The sequence below is a fragment of the Abyssibius alkaniclasticus genome (genome assembly GCF_020447305.1).
Taxonomy (GTDB): domain Bacteria; phylum Pseudomonadota; class Alphaproteobacteria; order Rhodobacterales; family Rhodobacteraceae; genus Abyssibius; species Abyssibius alkaniclasticus.
The window spans coordinates 772,575-793,620 of record NZ_CP095732.1; the positions used below are offsets into that span (position 1 = coordinate 772,575).

The 21,046-nt window shown below is 60.1% G+C and carries 26 protein-coding genes; 12 read left to right on the forward strand and 14 right to left on the reverse strand.

What is annotated here, in order from left to right:
• Positions 1-15 precede the first annotated feature (15 nt).
• The 3 genes from LGT41_RS03990 to hrcA are packed head-to-tail and all read right to left on the reverse strand — an operon-like array spanning position 16 to position 2,744.
• The gene (locus tag LGT41_RS03990; protein ID WP_274128743.1) at positions 16-1,005 is read right to left on the reverse strand and encodes a hypothetical protein; all 990 of its coding nucleotides are present in this window, start codon (positions 1,003-1,005) and stop codon (positions 16-18) included.
• 56 nt (positions 1,006-1,061) lie between these two features.
• The gene (locus LGT41_RS03995) at positions 1,062-1,655 is read right to left on the reverse strand and encodes a nucleotide exchange factor GrpE (protein ID WP_274128744.1); all 594 of its coding nucleotides are present in this window, start codon (positions 1,653-1,655) and stop codon (positions 1,062-1,064) included.
• A 21-nt stretch (positions 1,656-1,676) separates the two neighbouring features.
• Positions 1,677-2,744, reverse strand: a complete 1,068-nt coding sequence (gene hrcA, locus LGT41_RS04000; protein ID WP_274128746.1) for a heat-inducible transcriptional repressor HrcA — start codon at positions 2,742-2,744, stop codon at positions 1,677-1,679.
• A 100-nt stretch (positions 2,745-2,844) separates the two neighbouring features.
• On the opposite strand from hrcA, the gene rph reads away from it, so the two are divergent.
• The 5 genes from rph to LGT41_RS04025 are packed head-to-tail and all read left to right on the forward strand — an operon-like array spanning position 2,845 to position 6,080.
• Complete coding sequence (gene rph / locus LGT41_RS04005) at positions 2,845-3,558, forward strand: ribonuclease PH (RefSeq protein WP_274128748.1); 714 nt, start codon at positions 2,845-2,847, stop codon at positions 3,556-3,558.
• Entirely contained in the window at positions 3,558-4,178 is a 621-nt protein-coding gene (gene rdgB, locus LGT41_RS04010; protein WP_274128750.1) for an RdgB/HAM1 family non-canonical purine NTP pyrophosphatase, read from the forward strand. Before rph ends, rdgB begins: the two co-directional genes overlap by 1 nt.
• Positions 4,175-4,555 (forward strand): RidA family protein, encoded by a 381-nt coding sequence (locus LGT41_RS04015; RefSeq protein WP_274128751.1) that lies wholly within the window; start codon positions 4,175-4,177, stop codon positions 4,553-4,555. The genes rdgB and LGT41_RS04015 overlap by 4 nt, the downstream gene beginning before the upstream one ends.
• Positions 4,552-5,709 (forward strand): radical SAM family heme chaperone HemW, encoded by a 1,158-nt coding sequence (gene hemW / locus LGT41_RS04020; RefSeq protein ID WP_274128753.1) that lies wholly within the window; start codon positions 4,552-4,554, stop codon positions 5,707-5,709. Before LGT41_RS04015 ends, hemW begins: the two co-directional genes overlap by 4 nt.
• Positions 5,706-6,080 (forward strand): YbaN family protein, encoded by a 375-nt coding sequence (locus LGT41_RS04025; protein WP_274128754.1) that lies wholly within the window; start codon positions 5,706-5,708, stop codon positions 6,078-6,080. Before hemW ends, LGT41_RS04025 begins: the two co-directional genes overlap by 4 nt.
• Here the strand turns inward: LGT41_RS04025 and LGT41_RS04030 are convergent.
• From LGT41_RS04030 to LGT41_RS04070, 9 genes are all read right to left on the reverse strand, one after another.
• Positions 6,077-6,970, reverse strand: a complete 894-nt coding sequence (locus LGT41_RS04030; RefSeq protein WP_274128756.1) for a ParB/RepB/Spo0J family partition protein — start codon at positions 6,968-6,970, stop codon at positions 6,077-6,079. The genes LGT41_RS04025 and LGT41_RS04030 overlap by 4 nt on opposite strands.
• The gene (locus LGT41_RS04035; protein ID WP_274128757.1) at positions 6,957-7,793 is read right to left on the reverse strand and encodes a ParA family protein; all 837 of its coding nucleotides are present in this window, start codon (positions 7,791-7,793) and stop codon (positions 6,957-6,959) included. The genes LGT41_RS04030 and LGT41_RS04035 overlap by 14 nt, the downstream gene beginning before the upstream one ends.
• A complete protein-coding gene (rsmG, locus tag LGT41_RS04040) occupies positions 7,780-8,409 on the reverse strand; it encodes a 16S rRNA (guanine(527)-N(7))-methyltransferase RsmG (RefSeq protein WP_274128758.1) in 630 nt (209 codons plus the stop codon). The genes LGT41_RS04035 and rsmG overlap by 14 nt, the downstream gene beginning before the upstream one ends.
• On the reverse strand, positions 8,409-10,271 hold the full coding sequence (gene mnmG, locus LGT41_RS04045; RefSeq protein WP_274128760.1) for a tRNA uridine-5-carboxymethylaminomethyl(34) synthesis enzyme MnmG: 1,863 nt from the start codon (positions 10,269-10,271) through the stop codon (positions 8,409-8,411). The genes rsmG and mnmG overlap by 1 nt, the downstream gene beginning before the upstream one ends.
• 12 nt (positions 10,272-10,283) lie before the next feature.
• On the reverse strand, positions 10,284-11,579 hold the full coding sequence (gene mnmE, locus LGT41_RS04050; RefSeq protein WP_274128762.1) for a tRNA uridine-5-carboxymethylaminomethyl(34) synthesis GTPase MnmE: 1,296 nt from the start codon (positions 11,577-11,579) through the stop codon (positions 10,284-10,286).
• Between the two features lie 32 nt (positions 11,580-11,611).
• Positions 11,612-12,895, reverse strand: a complete 1,284-nt coding sequence (rho, locus tag LGT41_RS04055; RefSeq protein ID WP_274129660.1) for a transcription termination factor Rho — start codon at positions 12,893-12,895, stop codon at positions 11,612-11,614.
• Between the two features lie 108 nt (positions 12,896-13,003).
• Positions 13,004-13,459 (reverse strand): protoporphyrinogen oxidase HemJ, encoded by a 456-nt coding sequence (gene hemJ / locus LGT41_RS04060; protein WP_274128763.1) that lies wholly within the window; start codon positions 13,457-13,459, stop codon positions 13,004-13,006.
• Between the two features lie 4 nt (positions 13,460-13,463).
• Positions 13,464-14,501 (reverse strand): uroporphyrinogen decarboxylase, encoded by a 1,038-nt coding sequence (gene hemE, locus LGT41_RS04065; protein WP_274128765.1) that lies wholly within the window; start codon positions 14,499-14,501, stop codon positions 13,464-13,466.
• Positions 14,492-14,869 (reverse strand): hypothetical protein, encoded by a 378-nt coding sequence (locus tag LGT41_RS04070; protein ID WP_274128767.1) that lies wholly within the window; start codon positions 14,867-14,869, stop codon positions 14,492-14,494. Before LGT41_RS04070 ends, hemE begins: the two co-directional genes overlap by 10 nt.
• Here LGT41_RS04070 and LGT41_RS04075 point away from each other — a divergent pair.
• The 4 genes from LGT41_RS04075 to dnaQ are packed head-to-tail and all read left to right on the forward strand — an operon-like array spanning position 14,857 to position 17,588.
• Positions 14,857-15,456, forward strand: coding sequence for a Maf family protein (locus LGT41_RS04075; protein WP_274128768.1), 600 nt, complete (start codon positions 14,857-14,859; stop codon positions 15,454-15,456). The two genes, LGT41_RS04070 and LGT41_RS04075, sit on opposite strands and share 13 nt — an antisense overlap.
• Positions 15,453-16,298 carry a shikimate dehydrogenase gene (locus tag LGT41_RS04080; RefSeq protein ID WP_274128769.1) on the forward strand — a complete coding sequence of 282 codons (846 nt, stop codon included), beginning with the start codon at positions 15,453-15,455 and terminating at the stop codon, positions 16,296-16,298. The genes LGT41_RS04075 and LGT41_RS04080 overlap by 4 nt, the downstream gene beginning before the upstream one ends.
• Entirely contained in the window at positions 16,295-16,903 is a 609-nt protein-coding gene (gene coaE / locus LGT41_RS04085) for a dephospho-CoA kinase (RefSeq protein ID WP_274128771.1), read from the forward strand. The genes LGT41_RS04080 and coaE overlap by 4 nt, the downstream gene beginning before the upstream one ends.
• Positions 16,896-17,588, forward strand: a complete 693-nt coding sequence (gene dnaQ / locus LGT41_RS04090) for a DNA polymerase III subunit epsilon (protein WP_274128773.1) — start codon at positions 16,896-16,898, stop codon at positions 17,586-17,588. The genes coaE and dnaQ overlap by 8 nt, the downstream gene beginning before the upstream one ends.
• Here dnaQ and secB read toward each other — a convergent pair.
• Together secB and LGT41_RS04100 are read right to left on the reverse strand one after the other, a co-directional pair.
• Entirely contained in the window at positions 17,585-18,094 is a 510-nt protein-coding gene (gene secB / locus LGT41_RS04095) for a protein-export chaperone SecB (protein ID WP_274128775.1), read from the reverse strand. The two genes, dnaQ and secB, sit on opposite strands and share 4 nt — an antisense overlap.
• Before the next feature lie 55 nt (positions 18,095-18,149).
• Entirely contained in the window at positions 18,150-18,605 is a 456-nt protein-coding gene (locus LGT41_RS04100) for an FxsA family protein (protein WP_274128777.1), read from the reverse strand.
• 99 nt (positions 18,606-18,704) lie between these two features.
• Here LGT41_RS04100 and LGT41_RS04105 point away from each other — a divergent pair, with 99 nt between their 5' ends.
• The 3 genes from LGT41_RS04105 to LGT41_RS04115 are packed head-to-tail and all read left to right on the forward strand — an operon-like array spanning position 18,705 to position 21,018.
• Entirely contained in the window at positions 18,705-19,361 is a 657-nt protein-coding gene (locus LGT41_RS04105; protein ID WP_274128779.1) for a Tim44/TimA family putative adaptor protein, read from the forward strand.
• The gene (gene mltA, locus LGT41_RS04110; RefSeq protein ID WP_274128780.1) at positions 19,358-20,419 is read left to right on the forward strand and encodes a murein transglycosylase A; all 1,062 of its coding nucleotides are present in this window, start codon (positions 19,358-19,360) and stop codon (positions 20,417-20,419) included. The genes LGT41_RS04105 and mltA overlap by 4 nt, the downstream gene beginning before the upstream one ends.
• Entirely contained in the window at positions 20,416-21,018 is a 603-nt protein-coding gene (locus LGT41_RS04115; protein WP_274128781.1) for a Smr/MutS family protein, read from the forward strand. Before mltA ends, LGT41_RS04115 begins: the two co-directional genes overlap by 4 nt.
• The last annotated feature ends 28 nt before the right edge of the window (positions 21,019-21,046 follow it).

Below are 21,046 nucleotides of genomic sequence, written 5' to 3' on the forward strand. Positions count from 1 at the left end.
GCCCCCCGCGTAGTTTCAGCCTTCTTTCGGCCCCGTCGCGGGTTCCGGCACCGGGTCGGGGTTGATCCAGCCCACGGCCTTGTCCTTCAGCTTCCTGAATTTCTTCGTCAGCTTGGTCAGGCGCGCATCCCATGTCGCATCGGGCGTCTGGCCCTCGATCGCCTTGAAATAGACCTGCATCATGCAGGCCACGGCAAGCGGCTCGATCAGCGCCTTATGCGCGGCAATCGCGAAGATGACCGCCACCACAAAGCCACCCGCCGACCATGCGCCGGGGATGAGATAGGCAATGCCCGCAGCAGGCGCGAGCATCAGCAAAAAGATGATGAAGGTCAGCCCATACATCATCACCGCCAGCCACGCGGCGTTCTTCAACATGTGTTTGCCGTTTTGTGCATACAAAACCAGTGCCTCTTGCGCCGAGGCCCAGGGGTTTTCCGACTTGGTGCGAATGGCATGGGCAAGGATGATTTCATCGAGGAAACCAACCGAAACCTGTAGGAACACTTTGAAAATGCCGACAAGGTTTTTCAGCGCCGGAATCGGGATGAGGCTGACAATGCCCTCCATGATGCCGGTAATGGCGCGGATGACGCCCTTGATAAGCTGATCGACCCCGAACAGCACGTTTGCCGCGACAAAGCGCTGCTTCACAATGGCGGTGGCATGGTGGTATTGCGCGCGGCCTGCGGGCAGTTTGCGCCCGTCGATCAACTCGACCAGCACGGCGATATGACCGGCCTTGACCATATAGAGAATGTATTCGCGGATGAAATAGAGAATGGCGCTGGCCGCGATCAGCCCGAACACGCCGCCATAGGCGGTGGAGGTGGCCTGAAAATCGGCCTCGCCCATTGCGCCAATGCCCCAACCAACCCCGGCACCCACGCCGGTGATAAACACAAAGGCCAAGGCAATGCCGAAATAGACAACCAGCCGCAGCCCCACAAACGGTGCGGTTTTGAACATCAATCCGAAACTTTTGGAAAGGCTAAAGTCCCACATAATCCTACCTTAATTTCAACCAATTGGTGAGTTATGGCAGGACTTTAGCGCATTCCTTATGTTTCAGCATCCGTTTTTTTGGGCTCGGCCGCCGGGGCGGTGTTTGATGACACACCCACATGGGCGGCGCGCAACAACCTGTCACCAATGGTAAAGCCGGGGGCCATGACCTGAATGATGCTGCCTTTCTGGGTGTTGGGCACGGGGGCTTCGAACATGGCCTGATGCAGCTTTGCATCGAACCGGTCGCCGATTTCGGGGGCAACCATGACCACGCGGTGACGCTCGAACACCGAAAGCAGTTCGCGCTGGGTCAGCTCCAACCCTTCGACCAAACCACCGGCCTGTTCGCGCAATGAATCGTCGATCGTTTCAAGCGCGCGGCTCAGATTGTCATGCACGCTCAGCAAATCGCGGGCCAGTTTGGTGCCGCCATACATTTCGGCGTCGCGCCGGTCACGCTCGGCCCGTTTGCGGATGTTTTCACCCTCGGCCAAGGCGCGGATGAGCCGGTCTTTCAGCGCGTCAATCTCGGCCTGCATGTCTTCCGGGGTCAGCAGCCCATCTTCATCGGCCACCTCTTCAGCCTCGATTTCTGCTTCCAGCGCGTCAATATCGTCGAGAAACGGTTGATCCTTATCGTCCGCCATAACTTCCTGCCTTCTTTCCACTTAATGTGAGCGGCTGTTCACCAGCCGCCCCATCAGCTGGGCGGTATAATCCACAATCGGCACGATCCGGGCATAGTTAAGCCGGGTCGGACCGATCACGCCTACAGCGCCCACAATCTTTCGCTCGGCGTTCATATAGGGAGAAACCACCAGAGCGGAACCCGAAAGTGAGAAAAGTTTGTTCTCCGAGCCAATAAAAATGCGCACACCGGCGCTTCCCTCGGTCAAAGACAGCAATTGCTCCAGATCGCGCTTTTGTTCGAGGTCATCAAAGAGCTGGCGAATGCGCTCAAGATCGGCGGACGAGGCGGAATCCTCCAGCAGATTCGCCCGCCCGCGCACCACAAGGCGGCTGCCCTTGCCCATATCATCGGACCAGACGGCAAGACCGGATTCGATGAGGTTCTGGCTGAGCGTATCAAGTTCGGCACGGTTTTTGGCAATTTCACGTGAAACAATACTGCGCGCTTCGGACAGGGTATGGCCCTCCAGCACGGCATTGAGAAAATTCGCCGCCTGGCGCATGGCCGAGGGGGTCATCCCCGGTGGCGGGGTCATCAGCCGGTTTTCGACCTGCCCGTCGGCGGTGACCAGCACCACTAGCGCGCGCTCTGCCGAAAGCGAGACGAATTCCAGATGCTTGATTGGCGCTTCCAGCTTTGGAGCGGTAACAAGGCTGGCACCGCGCGTCAGCCCCGACAGCATGGCGCCGGCCCGCTCGATCGCGCCGGTCAGGTCGGATTCATTGCCATCGATCGAGCGGTCAAGCTCGGCGCGGTCGGGCAAGGGCACGGCATCAAATTCCATGATCCCGTCGACAAACAGGCGCAATCCAAGCTGTGTGGGAATGCGCCCCGCCGAGGTATGCGGCGCGTTCAGCAGGCCCAGAAGCTCCAGATCCTGCATGGTGTTGCGAATGGTCGCGGCAGACACGCCTTCGGACAGGCTGCGCGACAGGGTGCGCGAACCCACGGGTTCGCCCGAAGCAAGATAGCTTTCCACAATCAGCCGAAACACTTCGCGTGATCGGGATGTCAAATCACCAAGAGGGGATGCTTGCTGCGTCATGCCCCAAATCTAGGCACTGGCCGGGGAGAGGTCAATTGCTGGCGCTTTACGCGCGGGGCTGGGCCATGTATGAGCCAAGGCAGAAAACAAGGAGTTTACCATGCGCCCTTCCGGCCGCGCGACCGACGCGCTACGCGACATTTCGATTGAAACCAACGTCAACAAACATGCCGAGGGCTCGTGCCTGATCAGAATGGGCGATACGCATGTGCTTTGCACCGCTTCGCTGGAAGAACGGGTGCCGCCCTTTCTGCGCAATTCCGGGCTGGGCTGGGTCACGGCGGAATACGGAATGCTGCCGCGTTCCACAGGCTCGCGGATGCGGCGCGAGGCTTCGGCGGGCAAGATTGGCGGCCGCACGATGGAAATTCAGCGCCTGATCGGCCGCAGCCTGCGCGCCGGTGTTGACCGTGTGGCGCTGGGTGAACGCCAGATCACTGTGGATTGCGATGTGATCCAGGCCGATGGCGGCACGCGCTGCGCGGCCATTACCGGTGGTTGGGTGGCGCTGCGTTTGGCGGTGAATGCGCTGATGACATCGGGCGCAATCAAATCCGACCCACTGACCGACCATGTGGCCGCCGTGTCTTGCGGCATTTATGCAGGCCAGCCGGTGCTGGACCTCGATTATCTGGAAGACAGCGATGCGGGCACGGATGCGAATTTCGTGATGACCGGCAAGCTTGGCTTGGTCGAGGTGCAGGGCTCGGCTGAAGGGGCGCCGTTTTCGCGCGCCGAGTTGAACAGGCTGATGGATCTGGCTGAAAGCGGTATTGCGGCGCTGGTGGCTGCACAGGCTGCGGCGGTTGTATAATGCGCAAGCTGGTGGCGCAAAAACTGGTTGTGGCAACGCATAACCACGGCAAGCTTGAAGAGATTGCCGCGCTGCTGGCGCCATTCGGGGTGGAGGCGGTGTCGGCGGGCCAGCTTGGTCTGCCGGAACCCGTGGAAACCGAGGATAATTTCATCGGCAATGCCCGCATCAAGGCCCATGCCGCTGCCAAGGCCACCGGCCTGCCCGCGCTGGCCGATGATAGCGGCATTTCGGTTGACGCGCTTGGCGGTGCCCCCGGTGTTTACACCGCCGATTGGGCCGAAACCCCCGATGGGCGCGATTTCGTGATGGCGATGACCGACACTTGGGCGCGGGTGCAGGAAAGCGGTGCTGTCGCGCCCTTTACCGCGCAGTTCAACTGCACCCTGGTGCTGGCCTGGCCCGATGGCCATGACGAGGTGTTTGAAGGCGTGATGCAAGGCCAGCTTACATGGCCGATGCGCGGCAATCAGGGCCACGGCTATGACCCGATTTTCCAGCCCGATGGCTATGACATCACCTTTGGTGAAATGGACCGTTGGGAAAAGAACAAGATCAGCCACCGCGCCCGCGCCTTCGAGGCCTTTGTGCGCCAATGTTTGGAAGGTGCCAGCACATGACCCGCCGGCTCATCTCGACAGGTTCGCCGTTTGAAAAGAAGCTGGGCTTTAGCCGCGCGATCGTGAAGGGCGACTGGTGCTTTGTCTCTGGCGTGACGGGGTATGATTATACCACAATGGCCATGCCCAAGGATGTGGCCATGCAGGCTGAAAACTGCTTTCAGACCATTGCCGCGGTGCTGGATGAGGCGGGCTTTGCACGCGACGATATTCAGCGTGTGCAATACACGATCATCGATGCCGGATTGGTTGATGTCATCGCGCCCGTGCTGGAACGCTGGCTGGGCGATATACGCCCGGCGGCCACGATGATCGTGGCCGGGTTGATCAGGCCTGAAATGGCCATCGAGATTGAAGTTACGGCGCTGCGGGGATGAGCCAGGATTGGCAAAATGGCGGCTTTGGCATCTATATCCACTGGCCCTTCTGCCTTGCCAAATGCCCCTATTGCGACTTTAACAGCCATGTGCGCCAACAGGTGGATTATGCGGAATGGCAAAGCGCGCTGATCACCGAATTACGCGCAAATGCGGCGCTGACCGGGCAGCGGAATGTGCGGTCTGTCTTTTTTGGCGGTGGCACACCCAGCCTGATGCCGCCCGCCCTGGTTGGCGCGCTGATTGATGAGGTTGCCAAGCTATGGGTGTTGGAGCCGGATGCCGAAATAACGCTGGAAGCGAACCCGACATCGGTTGAAGCCGAGCGGTTTCGTGGGTTTGCTTCTGCCGGCGTGAACCGAATTTCGATGGGCATTCAGGCGCTGAATGACCCCGACCTCAAGGCACTCGGGCGAATGCACTCGGCTGTTGAAGCCATGCAAGCCTTTGATATTGCACGTGGTTTATTCAAGCGTGTCAGCTTTGACCTGATCTATGCCCGCCAGAACCAAAGCCTTGCGGCCTGGGAGGCGGAGCTTGCTGGCGCGCTTGAACTGGCGGTCGACCATCTGTCGCTTTACCAGCTCACCATCGAAGATGGCACACGTTTTGGCGAGCTTGCCGCACGTGGCAAGCTGCGCGGCCTGCCCGGTGATGACCTGGGCGCAGATATGTATGAGATGACCCAGCATCTGTGCGATGCGGCGGGGATGCCGGGCTATGAAGTGTCCAACCACGCGCGGCCCGGTGCCGAAAGCCGGCACAATCTGGTTTACTGGCGCTATGGCGATTATGCGGGCGTTGGGCCGGGTGCGCATGGGCGGCTGAGCCTGAATGAGGGCCGGTTTGCGCGCGCAAACCAGCGCAACCCCGAAGCCTGGCTGGCACGGGTGGAAAATCAGGGGCACGGGGCTGTGGAACAGGCGCTGCTAGGCGCCGAAGAGGAGGCAAGCGAGTATCTGCTGATGTCGATGCGGCTGGTAGAAGGCTGCGATATGGGGCGATACGAGGCATTGGCTGGACAGCCGCTGAACATGGCCGCTGTGGCCGATTGCGCGAATGAGGGCCTGCTGGTGCGACAGGGCGCTCGGCTGGCCACCACGCCGCGCGGTCGGATCGTCTTGAACGCAATCTTGCGCGATATTTCGCCATGAACAGCGTGCGCCACGGCATGTGGCTGGCCATCGGGCTGGTCTTTACGGGGTTTGGGCTGGTGGGTGCTGTGCTGCCGATCATCCCGACGGTGCCGTTTCTGATTGTCGCCGCCTTTGCCTTCAGCCGTTCATCCAAACGCTTCCACAATTGGCTGGTGAACCACCGGATTTTCGGCCCGCCAATCCGGGACTGGCAGGAGAGCGGCGCGATCTCGCGGCGCACGAAATGGATTGCGACGCTCACGATGTCGGCGGGGATCGGCGTGAGTTTCCTGGCGCAACTATCGTGGATTATTATTATTATTCAAAGTGTTGCCATTGGCGTCGCGTGCCTGTTCATCTGGACCCGCCCCGACACCAAGCCGCGCTAGCGCGAAAGTAGCTGGCACAGACCGTCAAGCTCTTCGAGGGTTTTGTAGCTGATCGTGATCGCGCCCGATTCACCCCCCGGCCGGTGGCTGATATCGACCTTCAGGCGCAGATGCGCGGTCAGATCCGCCTCGATGGCACGTGTATCGCTGTCTTTTCCGGGCTTTAGCACGCGTTTGGCAACGGGGGCCTGCCCCTGACGGGCCAAAGCCTCGGCCTGGCGGACATTCAAACCCTTCTGGATGATGATTTTCGCAAGCGAGTCCGGGTTATCGGCGGTAACGAGCGTGCGCGCATGGCCCGCCGAAAGCCGCCCGGCGCGCAGATGTTCAAGCACGGAATCAGGCAGGTTCAGCAAGCGCAGCAGGTTGGCGATATGGCTGCGGGACTTGCCCAGCGCAATGGCCAGCTGTTCCTGTGTATGGCCAAAACTGTCCATCAACTGCCGATAGCCGGCCGCCTCTTCCACGGGGTTCAGATCGGCGCGCTGGATGTTTTCGATAATCGCGACTTCCAGCACCTCGGCATCGGTGAAATCGCGGATGATGACCGGCAGGCTGTGCAATTGTGCGCGCTGCGCGGCGCGCCAGCGGCGTTCGCCCGCCACGATTTGGTAGCGCCCCGATACATGCGGGTCGGGCCGCACGATCAGCGGCTGCAACACACCTTTTTCGCGGATCGAGGCGACAAGCTCGTCAAGATCTTCGGGTTTGAAGCTGCGGCGCGGCTGGTCGGGATTGGGCGCGATCTTCTCAATCGGCAGGGTGGTATCGGCAGCGCGCGCGCGCCCCTCGGCACGGGTGGCCGACGGGGTGTCGGCATTCAGATCGACATCGGCCAGCAGGGTCGACAATCCACGACCCAGGTTTTTGCGGGGGCTAGGTTTGCTCATGGAGTTCTTCCTCTTGCGTAATCGGGTCATTCAGGCGGCGCAGCAGTTCACCGGCCAGTTTCTGATAGGCGACGGCGCCGGAACTCCGATGATCATAGATCAGCGCGGGCACGGAATGCGAGGGCGCTTCGCTGAGCCGGATATTGCGCGGAATCGTGGTTTCATAAACCAGATCACCAAGGTTTTTACGCGCATCCGCCTCGACCTGCAGTGACAGGTTGTTGCGTTTGTCATACATGGTCAGCACGACACCCTGAATCGATAATCCGGGGTTAAGTGTTTGACGCACCTCACGAATTGTCAGCATGAGCTGCGAAAGCCCTTCCAGCGCAAAGAACTCGCATTGCAGCGGCACCAGCACGGAATTGGCGGTGACCATCGCGTTGACGGTGAGCAGGTTCAGGGATGGCGGGCAGTCGATAAGAATATAGTCATAATCGCAAGCCAATGCCTCGGGCGTGTTCAGCGCACGACGCATCCGCAATACGCGGTTGCGGTCTTCCACAAGGTCAACATCGGCCGATGACAGGTCGACCGTTGAGGGCGCAACGAACAGACCGGGCACGACGGTTTCAACCGAAACATCGGCCAAACTCGCCTCACCCAAAAGCAGATCATAGGTGGTCAAATCGCGCTGTGCCTGATTGACGCCGAGCCCGGTCGAGGCATTGCCCTGTGAATCGAGATCAAGAATAAGCACACGCCGCCCGACGGCGGCCAAGGCCGTGCCCAAATTGATAGCGGTCGTGGTTTTACCCACACCGCCCTTTTGGTTGGCAACGGCAATAATCTGGCGCTGGCGGTTCGAGTTACGCTGAGACACGGGCAAATTCTCGGATTTTCAGGATTGTTGCATTCGGGTCGCTCTGGCTTGGCACCAGGTCACAGACAATATGCCAAGCCTTGCGGGCTGCGGTCAATTCCGATTCGGCCTGAATGCCCTTGGGAAACAGACAAATACCGCCTTTGGCAAGATGTCGCTCGGCATAGGCAAGCAATTGGTCAAGCGCAGCCAGCGCCCGGGCGGAAATGACCTGTGCCTGAAGCGGCGGACACTGTTCGATTCGCTTGGAAACCACATTCACCGAAAGCCCCATTTTCTGTGCGGTGGTCAGCAAGAAGGCGCATTTGCGCTGGTCGCTCTCGACCAGTGTCATCTGGCGCGTGGGGTCGAGCGCGGCAATGACAAGGCCGGGAAACCCCGCCCCGGCCCCAAAATCGGCCCATTGGCCCTGCGCGGTGCCGGCCAATGCCAAAAGCTGCGCGGAATCGGCAAAATGCCGTTGCCAGATTTCGGCAACGCTGGCACGGCTGATCAGGTTGATCCGTTCGGTCCAGCGGACCAGCTCGGCATGATAGATATCCAGACGCGCGCATGTTTCACGTGAAACATAAAAGCGCGACAGAAACTGAGAACGCCCGACATTATCATTAGACATCAGGCACTTGCCCGCATGGGCGTTGATTTGAGCCGCGCCAGAATCAGGGTAAGTGCGGCCGGTGTCATCCCGTCGATACGCTGGGCATGTTCCAGAGATTCCGGCCTTGCCTTGCCAAGTTTCGCCTGCAATTCAGCCGAAAGCCCGGCAATGCTGGCATAATCAAACCCGTCGGGAATGCGCCGGGCAAGGTCGCGCCGCATGGCCGCAACATCCAGCGCCTGCCGCTCGATATAGCTGGCGTAAAGAGAATCATAGGAGAGCTGCGTCAGGATCTGTGGCGCGACCGCAGCCAGTTCTGGCCACAGGGCGAAGAGCTGCGCCCGGCTTGTATCGGGTCGCGGCAGCAGGTCGAGCGCCGAACGACGCTGGCCATCCTGGTTGAGGTTCAGCCCGACCGTAGCGGCCGCCTTCGGTGTGGTGGTGAGCGATTCGCACAGAACCCGCGCCGCGGACAGTTCGCTCATCTTCCGCTCAAAGGCCTTGCGCCGCTTGGCCGATACACAGCCAAGCGCAATCCCCAGTGGCGTGAGCCGTTGATCGGCATTATCGGCGCGCAGCGACAGGCGAAACTCGGCGCGCGAGGTGAACATCCGATAAGGCTCCGCCACGCCGCGTGTGACCAGATCGTCAATCATCACGCCGATATATCCGCTTGCCCGGTCGATCATCGCCGGTGCAAGTTCGCGCGCATATGCGGCCGCGTTCAGCCCGGCAACCAGCCCCTGCGCACCGGCCTCCTCATAACCCGTTGTACCGTTGATCTGCCCGGCAAGAAACAGCCCGCCAATCGCGCGCAATTCAAGCGTGGAGCTTAGCGCGCGCGGGTCGAGATAGTCGTATTCAATGGCATAGCCCGGCTGCAGGATCGTGACATTTTCCAGCCCCTTGATCGAGCGCACATAGGCGTGTTGCACATCTTCGGGCAGCGAGGTTGAAATGCCGTTCGGATAGATCGTCGGATCGTCCAACCCCTCGGGTTCCAGAAAAATCTGGTGCGAAGACTTGTCGGAAAACCGCACAACCTTGTCTTCGATCGACGGGCAATAGCGCGGACCAACACCATCGATATGGCCGCCATACATTGCGGATTTGGACAGGTTATTCTGAATAATATCATGTGTTTGCGGGTTGGTATGTGTGATGCCGCAACTTATCTGTCGCGCTGTCGGCGCGCTGGACAGGAATGAAAACAGCACCGGGTCATCATCGGCCGGCTGACTTTCTAGCACCGACCAGTCAATCGTGCGCCCGTCAAGCCGCGGCGGCGTGCCGGTTTTGAGCCGCCCCATCGGCAGGCCCAGCCCGCGCAGGCGCGTGGCCAGCGGAATGGCAGCGCCATCACCCATCCGTCCACCCGTATGGCGTTTGTCGCCGATATGGATGACGCCACCCAGAAACGTGCCGGTTGTCAACACGACCGCGCGGGCATGAATTTGAGCGCCATCACCCAGAATCACGCCGGATATGGCGTTGTTTTCCACGCGCAGATCCGAAACTTCGGCCTCGATCACATCCAGCCCGTCGAGGCCACGAAACGCGTCCTGAATCGCCAGACGATAAAGCTTGCGGTCGGCCTGGGTGCGCGGGCCCTGCACCGCCGGGCCTTTCTTGCGGTTCAACAGACGAAACTGGATGCCGGATTTATCGGCCGCGCGGCCCATCAACCCGTCTAGCGCATCAATCTCGCGCACCAGATGGCCCTTGCCCAACCCACCAATTGCCGGATTGCACGACATTTCGCCAAGCCGGTCGAAGCGATGGGTGACCAGGGCCGTGCGCGCGCCACGGCGCCAGGCGGCATGTGCGGCTTCGGCGCCAGCATGGCCACCGCCCACAATGATGACATCATAATGTTTCACGTGAAACACATCCTATTTGCCAATACAGAAGCTGGAAAATATCACATCCAGCACCTGTTCGACATCCACCTTACCGATCAATGAGTCAAGGGCGCGCAATGCCACACGCAGGTCTTCCGCCGCCAGTTCGGCATGTGCGCTGCCCCATTCAAGCTGCGCGCTCGCCGCATTCAGCGCGGTTGCGGCACGTTGCAGCGCCAGCATATGCCGCTGTTTGACAGCCGTGCCAATCGTCGCCGTGCGCTGCTGCAATGTGGCGCCAATACGCGCAAGCAGCGCGTCAATCCCTTCGCCCGTCAGCCCCGAAACCGCCGGGCCTTCCTTGGGTGCGCGGTCGGCCTTGGCGAATACAACCTCGTCGCCCTCACGAAAAGCAACACCTAGTGCATCCAGTTCACCCATTTCGCCAAGCAGAAACACCCGCAGATCGGCGCCTTCGGCCCGGTTGCGCGCGCGTTCAACGCCCATCGTCTCTATCGCATCGCCACTTTCGCGCAGCCCGGCCGTATCGAGCAATGTCACCGCCAAGCCGCCCAGGTCGATTCGCAGCTCGATCACATCGCGCGTTGTGCCGGCAATTTCAGATGTCAGCGCAACTTCACGCCCCGCGATCTTGTTCATCAGGGTCGATTTGCCGCTATTGGGCAGGCCGAGAATCGCCACCTCAAACCCGTCACGAATCCGCTCGGCTGCGCCTACACCTTTGATTTCCTTATTGAATATTTCAACCAAGCCCCGCAAAAGCGTGTTCACTTCGGGGTAAACATCTACCGGCACATCCTCGTCGGCAAAGTCGATCGAGGCTTCCAGAAGCGAAAGCGCGCGGACCAGATTTTGGCGCCAAAGCGCGGTTTTCTGGCTCAGATCGCCCTGCATCAGCCGCATCGCCTGCCGCCGTTGCGCCTCGGTTTCGGCATCAATCAGGTCGGCCAGGCCTTCGACCTGCGCCAAATCCAGGCGGCCATTTTCCAGCGCGCGGCGGGTAAACTCGCCCGCTTCGGCATGGCGCAAACCATCAACCGCGGCCAATGCCGCCAGCACCGATGCCACCACCGCCGTGCCGCCATGCAGGTGAAGTTCGACAACATCCTCGCCGGTAAACGAGCCTGGTTCGGGAAAGGCCAGCACCAAAGCCTCGTCCAGAACCGCATCGCCCTGGCGCAACTTGCGCAAACCCGCCACGCGCGGTGCGGGCATTTCAGCGCCAAGCGCCGCAAGCGCGGCTTGCGAACGCGGTCCGGAAATGCGCACGACCGCAACGCCAGACCGGCCGCGCGCCGAGGCTAAAGCAAAAATCGTGTCATCCATCGCGGCCAAAGCCTTGTTGTCAGCCTGCCCGTTCAGGCATTCATCGAATCAAAGAAATCACTGTTGGATTTGGTTTGCTTGAGCTTGCCGAGCAGGAATTCGATCGCATCGGTCGTGCCCATCGGGTTGAGAATGCGGCGCAGCACGAACATTTTCGTCAGTTCGGCCTTGTCGACCAGCAGGTCTTCCTTGCGCGTGCCGGATTTCAGAATATCGATCGCCGGGAAGACGCGCTTGTCGGCAACCTTGCGGTCAAGCACGATTTCGCTGTTGCCGGTGCCTTTGAATTCTTCAAAAATCACCTCATCCATGCGGCTGCCGGTGTCGATCAGCGCGGTGGCGATAATCGTCAGGCTGCCGCCTTCCTCGATGTTGCGCGCCGCGCCAAAAAAGCGCTTTGGCCGTTGCAGTGCATTGGCATCAACACCGCCGGTCAGCACCTTGCCCGAGCTTGGAACTACCGTGTTGAACGCGCGCCCCAGGCGCGTGATCGAGTCGAGCAGGATCACCACATCGCGCTTGCATTCTACAAGTCGCTTGGCTTTTTCGATCACCATTTCGGCAACGGCCACATGGCGCGTGGCGGGTTCGTCAAAGGTCGAGGAAACAACCTCGCCCTTCACGCTGCGCTGCATATCGGTCACCTCTTCGGGGCGCTCGTCAACCAGCAGAACGATCAGAAAACATTCCGGGTGGTTGCGTTCAATCGAATGCGCAATGTTTTGAAGCAGAACGGTTTTACCGGTGCGCGGCGGCGCCACGATCAAGCAGCGCTGGCCTTTGCCGATGGGGGCGACAAGGTCAATAATCCGCGCCGAACGGTCCTTGATCGTCGGGTCTTCGATTTCCATGTTGAAGCGCTGATCGGGGTAAAGCGGGGTCAGGTTGTCGAAGTGGATCTTGTGTTTGGCAACCTCGGGGTCGTCGAAATTGATCTGGGTCAGCTTGACCAGCGCGAAGTAATTTTCACCCTCGCCCGGTGCGCGAATAACACCCTCGATCGTATCACCGGTGCGGAGTGAGAATTTGCGGATTTGCGCGGGGCTAACGTAAATATCATCGGGCCCGGCCAGATAGTTGGCCACGGGCGAGCGCAGGAAGCCAAAACCGTCTTGCAGCACTTCCAGCACACCATCGCCAGAAATCTCGACACCTTCCTCGGCCATTTCCTTGAGGATCTCGAACATCATCTCGCCCTTGCGCATCGAGGCGGCGTTCTCGATATCCAGCTCCTCGGCCATCGACAGCAGGTCGGACGGGGTTTTGGCTTTCAGCTCGGCAAGCGACAAACGCTCGATTGTGGCGGTTTCAAACATCAACATACGTGGTGGCACATATGCCACGCTCTCCAACTTCAGGGGGAAAAACCATAGGGTCAGAACGACCAGGTGGCTGCACTATGAAGATTCGTGGCGAAATGTCAATCAGAACGGCTTGATCACCACCATAATGACGATCACCGCCATCAAAACCGTGGGCAGTTCGTTGGCCAGCCGGTAGGTTTTGCCGCTGCGGGTGTTTTCATCGCGCGCAAATTCCTTGCGCCGGGTTGAAAGCCAGCCGTGAAAGCCGCTCATCGCCAGAACCATTGCCGCCTTGACCCAGGGCCAGACCTGCCCCCAGTCCACCACGCCGGGGGTAAAGACAAGGCAGAGGCCAAAAAACCACGTGGCGAGCATTGCGGGGTTGATGATCACCCGCAGCAGTTTCAGCTCCATCACTTTGAAGATTTCCGATTGTTCGCTGCCCACGGGGGCGCGTTCGGCATGGTAAACAAACAGACGCGGCAGGTAGAACATGCCCGCCATCCAGGCAATCACCGACATGATGTGAAGCGCCAGAATCCAGCGATAGGCATCGGCCAGAAAATCGGTAATCATCGCACTAACCTTTGATAATATTCAATAATTCTTCAACATGTCGCGGGTCTGCCTCGGGTGTTATGCCGTGGCCGAGGTTGAAAATCCAGCGCCCGTTGCCCAGAATTTCCTGCAATCGCTCCACCTCGTGACGCAATTGCGCACCACCTGTAACCAGCAACATCGGGTCAAGATTCCCCTGCACGGCAACATCGGGTTGCAGCACATCGCGCGCCCAGCGCGCGGGCACCGAACTGTCGAGCGCCAGGGCGTCAAAATCGCCGGTTCTGGCGAATTGCTCATAGCCGCCACCCACGCCGCGCGGAAACCCGATCACCTTCACATGCGGGAAGCGGGATTTCAGCGCACGGGCAATTTTTTGTGCCGGTTTCAGCGCAAATTCTTCAAATGTGCTGCCCGAAAGCGCACCGGCCCAACTGTCAAACAGCTTTACAACCTCGGCGCCAGCTTCGATTTGCCTGGCCAGATATTCGATTGTTGCCAAGGTCAGCAGATCAATCAGATCGGCGAACAGTGCGCGATCATCATACATCATCCGCCGCGCCGGGCCCTGGTCGGGCGTGCCACGCCCGGCAATCATATAAGTGGCAACGGTCCAGGGCGCGCCGGCAAAGCCGATCAGCGCCGTCTCTTTCGGCAGTTCCGCCGTCAGCCTGCGCACGGTTTCATAGATCGGCGCCAATGTATCATGAATTGCCTCAACCGGATTGAGGCGCTCAAGGTCATCGCGGGTCACAATTGGCACAAGGCGCGGGCCTTCGCCGGTTTCAAACCACAGCTTGGCACCCAAAGCTTGCGGCAAGAGCAGGATATCGGCAAATAGAATCGCCGCATCAAAGCCAAAACGGCGAATTGGCTGGAGCGTGACCTCGACCGCATGGTCGGGCGAATAACACAGTTCCAGAAATCCGCCCGCTGTCGCGCGGGTTGCGCGATATTCCGGCAGATACCGCCCTGCCTGGCGCATCAGCCAAACCGGCGGCATGGCCAGAACCTCGCCACCCAACACACGGAGCAGGCTTTTTTCGATCTTTACTGCCATGCCTTCTTCTTTCTTAAGATATAGAAAAATAGAGGTTGTTGTAGAACCCTATGAGTTATGGGGATTACCGTAAAACAAAGGTTTTGCACAGAGTTTTCCACATGAAATCTGGTGCTAAATCCGTTGAATCGACAAAGTTTTTGCTGGTTTTCAACCAAAACCATAAACAGTGGACGAAACGCTCCCCTGTGGCTGGCTTGGGGCCGGGCTGTGCGCGTGACGGGTATGAAACGCCACAAATCCGGTGCTGCAATTTTACCACCAGACTTCTCCCTGGGCTTACCCCCGGTTTCATCCACAGGCGGGATTGGCGCATCATGCTGGCGAATTTTCGCACCTGTGCTAAGAGCAGTCCATGACAATGCCATTCATTCTTGCCTCATCATCGGAAACCCGCGCCAATATGCTGCGCGCGGCCGGTCTTTCGGTTGAAATTGCCCCCGCGCGGGTGGATGAAGCCGCCATCAAGGCCGCGCTTCTGGCCGAAGGCGCGCCCGCGCGCGATATCGCCGATGCCATGGCCGAAGCAAAGGCGCGGCGCATCGGCCAAAAGCGCCCCGATGCCATTGTGCTGGGTGCCGACCAGGTTCTGGTTTGCAATGATGTGCTGTTTGACAAGCCCGATACAATAGAGATGGCGCGCGACCAGCTTGCACAGTTGCGCGGGCAAAGGCATGTCTTGCTTTCCGCAGCAGTCATCTTTCATGAAGGGCGGCCGATTTGGCGGCATATCGGGCGGGCCGAACTTGTGATGCGTGATTTCAGCGATTCCTTTCTGGAAGACTATCTTGGCCGTGAAGGTAGCAACTTGTTTGCAACAGTTGGCGCATATCGGCTTGAATATCGCGGGGCACAGCTTTTCACTTCGGTCGCGGGCGACTATTTTTCGATTTTGGGGCTACCCCTGCTCGAATTGTTAGATTTTTTGCGCGCCAGGAAGATTTGCCAACAATGAATGACACGCCGGAAATTCAGCCACCCCAATTGGCCGGGGTCATCGGCCATCCGATCGGGCATAGCAAATCGCCGCGTCTGCACGGCTATTGGCTGCGAAACTACAAGATACGCGGCTATTACATTCCGATGTCGGTGCGCCCGGCCGATCTGGCTGATGCCTTCAAAACCCTTCCGAAACTGGGGTTTCGCGGGTTGAATGTAACGCTTCCGCACAAGATTGCCGCGCTGCAACTGGCCGATACATCGACCGACCGCGCCGCACTTATTGGTGCGGCCAATACGATTTTCATCAAACCCGATGGCTCGATCCGTGCCGATAATACCGATGGTTATGGTTTTATTCAGAACCTGCACCAGAACGCGCCCGGCTGGCAGCCAAAAGACGGCCCTGCCGTGGTCATCGGTGCCGGCGGGGCGGCGCGCGCGGTGGTGGCGGCCCTGCTGGGCGAAGGGGTGCCGAAAATACTGCTTTCGAACCGCACACGGCAAAGGTCCGAAATTCTGGCCGAAGATTTTGGTGCGCGTGTCGAGGTGATCGACTGGAACCGTTCGGCCGATGCGATGGAAGGCGCGGCAACCATTGTAAACGCCACGGCCCTGGGGATGGATGGCCAGCCCGATCTGCCTTTCGCGCTGGATGCCGCCCCGCGCAACGCCCTGGTGACTGATCTGGTCTATACCCCGATCGAAACCCCGTTTCTGGCGGCGGCGCGCGCGCGCGGGCTGCAAGTGGTCGATGGCCTGGGGATGCTGCTGCATCAGGGCGTGCCGGGTTTTGAAAACTGGTTCGGCCAGCGCCCCGAAGTGGATGATGCGCTGCGCGCGCATATGCTGGAATGAGCCAGCGCCCTTATCGGCTGGGGCTCACCGGGTCAATCGGCATGGGCAAGTCGACCACGGCGGCGCTGTTTGCCGCGGCGGGCGTGCCGGTTTGGGATGCCGATGCAGCGGTTGACGCGCTTTATGCAAAAGACGGTGCCGGCGTTGCGGCACTTGCGGAACTCGTGCCCGGCGCTGTTGGTGACAATGGCGTTGATCGTGCGGCTTTGCGCAGCGAAATCCAGAAAGACCCGCCGCTTTTGGCGCAGATCGAAGCCGCGATTCACCCGCTTGTCGCCACGCACCGCGCGGCTTTCCTTGAACGCCATGCCCGCGCCCCGCTGGTGCTGTTCGATATTCCGCTTTTGTTCGAAACCAATGCCCAAACCTGGCTCGATGGTGTGCTTGTTGTGTCCACCACGCCCGAAATCCAGCGCGCCCGCGTTCTTGCGCGCAAGGGGATGAGCGATGATTTTCTGAACAACATCCTTGCCCGCCAAATGCCCGATGCCGAAAAACGCGCCCGCGCCGACTGGGTGTTCGACACAGGAAACGGAGTCACACCCGTGCGCAAAGCCGTGCTTGCGCTTATCGCCCGGTTGCAGGAAGCTGCGCCCCATGCGTGAAATTGTTCTTGATACCGAAACCACGGGGCTAGACCCTGACAAGGGCGACCGGCTCGTTGAAATTGGCTGTGTCGAGCTGTTCAACCATATGCCGACCGGCAATACCTATCATCAATATATCAACCCGCAGCGTGATATGCCCGAAGGCGCGTTCAATGTGCATGGGCTTTCGGAAGAATTCCTGTCTGACAAGCCGGTTTTCGCCGCCATTGCGCCCGCGTTTCTGGAATTTATCGGCGAGGCCAAGCTGGTCATCCACAATGCCAGCTTTGACATGAAATTCCTGAATGCCGAGCTGCGCTGGGCCGAGCTTGCACCCATTCCGATGAGCCAGGCGCTTGATACGCTTGAAATCGCGCGGCGCAAATATCCGGGCGCGCAAAACTCGCTCGACGCGCTTTGCCGGCGTTTCAATATCGACAATTCATCGCGCGTTCTGCACGGCGCATTGCTCGATTCCGAGATTTTGGCCGAGGTCTATCTGGAACTGATTGGCGGCCGGCAGCCGGATTTTGGCCTGTCACTCGTGGCCAACAATTCCGGCACGAACAGCACGGCACAAGGCACCGCCACACCTGGCCAACGGCCAAAACCCCTGCCGGCGCGCATTACCGAGGCCGAGCGCACCGCCCATGCGGCCTTTATTGCCGAGCTGGGCGATGACGCGCTTTGGAACAAGTCTTAGCTGATCGTCGCGTTTGCGGCTTCGGCCTGCGCGCGGCGCTGCACTTCCTGGCGGTAGATATTCAGGAAATCCATTGAATCGAGGTTCAGCGGCAAAAAGCCCCCATCTTGCGTGATGTCACCGACAATGCGGCGCAGATAGGGGAAAATCATGCGCGGGCATTCGATCATCAAAAACGGGTGCATCTGTGCTTCGGGCACATTGTCGACCATGAACTGCCCGGCATAATCCAGCTCAAGAATGAAGATCGGCGTTTCGGCAACCGCGGCGTCGACCTTCAGCTTGATGGCCACTTCAAACCGCTTGTCGGCAATCTTCTTGGCGTCGAGCCCGACCTGCACCTTGTATTCCGGCTTGCCCTGCTGGGCGTTGCCTTTCTGGGCGGTGATATTCTCAAAGCTCAGATCGCGGATATATTGCGCCAGAACATTCAGCCTGGGGGGCTGGGGTTGGGTGGGCTGGGGCTGGCTGGGTTGTGTCGGGGCGGCGTTTTGGTCATCGGCCATGATTTTTCCTTCGGTTTTTGCCATTGGCGCGGCTTAGCACCTCTGGCGGCAATCCTCAATCATCATTGGGTTTGCGGGGCTGGGGCTGGGGCGCATCGGGGTCGATTTCCACGAATTCACCCTCAACCACATCGGGGCCGCGCTGGGTTTGCGCAAAACCCGCCACCTTCACCTGCGAACGGATGGCGCGAAAAATAAGGAACCGTGTGGGCGGAAACAGCAAGGCAAGCCCCAGCGCATCGGTGAAAAACCCTGGCGTCAGCAGCAAAGCACCGGCCAGAAGTATGGCGGCACCGTCGGCCAAAGCGCCGCTTGGGTCTTGCCCGCGCGACAGGGCTGTGCGCAGCCGTTCCATTGCAGCGGCTCCCTGCGCGCGGATCAGGAATGTGCCGATGAAGGCCGTGGCCACGACAATCGCCAGCGTTGGCCAAAGCCCGATCGCCCCACCCACCTGAATGAACAGCGCGATTTCGATGATCGGGATTGCAACCAACAGGACAAATAACAGCATCTTCCAGCCTTTCTTGGCGCGCCCTGCCATAGACTTGTGGCGCATGGCACCTTACATAGGAAGCGTAAGAACAGAAATAAACCCAAGCTTGAGGCTCGCATGTCTGCTCAGATGATAGAACTGGTCATATTGGCCGCTGTTTTGTTGTTTTTGGTGTTACGCATCAAAAACGTATTGGGCACCCGTGACGGGTTTGAACCCGATGACGAGGCGCGCCCGGCGGCAGCGGACCCGCGGCGCCGGTTTGAGGTAATCGACGGTACGCCCGACCATGATATCACCGATTTTGCCGCGGCCGATAGCGAAACCGGCAAGGCGCTGACCGCCATGAAGCGGGTCGAGCCGGGCTTTTCGGTGGACGAGTTCATTCGCGGGGCACGCGCCGCGCATGAAATGGTGCTGATGGCCTATGAATCCGGCGATTTGAGCAGCGTCACCGGCTTTCTGGCCCCCGATGTGCTGGCGGCCTTTGAAGCCGGTATTGATGCGCGCGCCGATCAGGGCCTGACGGTCGAGGCAAATTTCATTGGCATTCGCGAAGCCAGGCTGTCGAGCGCCAGCTACAACCAATCCTCCGGCCATGCCGAGCTAAGCCTGCATTTCATTGCCGAGATGACCTCGATCGTGCGCGATCAGGATGGCAATGTGGTCGAGGGCGACGATACCACCGTGCGGCGCGAGGTCTCGGACTGGACATTTGCGCGCATCATGGGCAGCGATGACCCGAACTGGCAACTGGTCGCAACCGGGGAATGACGGCAGGGCGCTGGTTCCGGCGCCTTGCGCTTCTGGCCGGCCTTGGGCTGGCGGTGCCGCATGGCGGTGCCGCACAATCGTTGCAATTGCTGACATTTGACCAGCTCGAAAACTGGCAAAACGACGATCATCTTGCAGCATTGCGCATGTTTCGCGCCGGTTGCGGGCGCATTCGCGGCAACCGTTACAGCCAGGCAGAAGACTGGAGCCTGCCCTGCGCTGCGGCCTCGGGTGTGCTGGATGCGCCCTATCCGGCGCGGCTGTTCTTTGAAAGCTGGTTCCAGCCGGCGCTGATTTCCGATGGCAGCCCGCCGCAGTTTACCGCCTATTTCGAGCCGGAACTGCCCGGCTCGCGCCAGCGCACCGAACGCTTCCGTTATCCGCTTTACCGCCCGCCGCCCGAAGTTGCTGGCGGGCGGCGCTGGGCCAGCCGCGCCGAGATTGAAACCCAGGGCCTGTTGCGCGGGCGCGGGCTGGAGCTTGTCTGGCTCGATGATCCGGTCGATGCGTTCTATGTGCATGTGCAGGGTTCGGCGCGCATCCGCCTGCCCGACGGGTCGCTCATCCGTATCGCTTTTGCCGGGCGCAATGGCTATCCGTTCCAATCGGCGGCGCGCGAACTTATCCGCATTGGCGTGCTGAGCCCGAACAATGCCACGCCAGACGGGCTCAAACAGTGGGTGCGGGCCAATCCGGGCCGGGGCGAGGCGGCGTTGCTGCACAATCCGTCCTACATTTTCTTTCGCGAAATCCAGCTCGATCCGTCGCTTGGCCCGATCGGGGCGTTTCAGGTGCCGCTGACGGCCATGCGCTCTATCGCGGTTGATCCGCGCTATATTCCGCTTGGCGCGCCAGTCTGGCTGGAAATGAATGCCGGTGGTGAAAGCCTGCGCAGCCTGATGCTGGCGCAAGATACCGGAAGCGATGTGCGTGGCGCGCAACGGGCCGACATATACTTTGGCGAAGGCGCCGAGATCGGCTTGCGCGCCGGGGTCATCCGCTATGGCGGGCGGGCCATTACCCTGTTGCCGCGGGCGGCCGCGGCGCGGTTGCAATGAGCCGGCGGCGCAAGCGCGTCTTGACGGCGGAAGAGCGCGCGTTGTGGGATGAGGTGCGCAAATCGCTGCGCAAGCCCGCAGCCTCGCCCGCCGCAATGGTGCCGGACCTGGCCACGCCCATCCCCCCCGTGGTGCATCCGCGCCCGGTGGATGTGCAAAAACTTGCCCGATTTCGCACAGGTGCAAGCCGTGCGGCGACCACGCATATCGATACGGCACCCGACCCCGCCCAGGCGCCCGGCGTCAGCCAGCTTGACCGTCGCACAATGGCGAAACTGCGCACGGGGCGCGAACGCCCGCAGGCGCGGCTGGATCTGCATGGCATGTTTCTGGACGAGGCGCATGACGCGCTGAACGGGTTTATCCGCCGCAGCCATGCCGAGGGCAAGAAGATGGTTCTGGTGATCACAGGCAAAGGCCGGCAGGTTGATCATGCGTTTCACCACACGCCACACCGCCGCGGGGTGTTGCGCCATGCTTTGCCGCAATGGCTGGCGGCACCCGCCCTGGCACCCATGATCTTGCGTATCGTGCCGGCACAGCCGCGCGATGGCGGCGCGGGGGCCTGGTATATCTGGCTGCGCCGTTCGGCCAAATGAAAACCCCCGCAAAAGCGGGGGCTTTCGT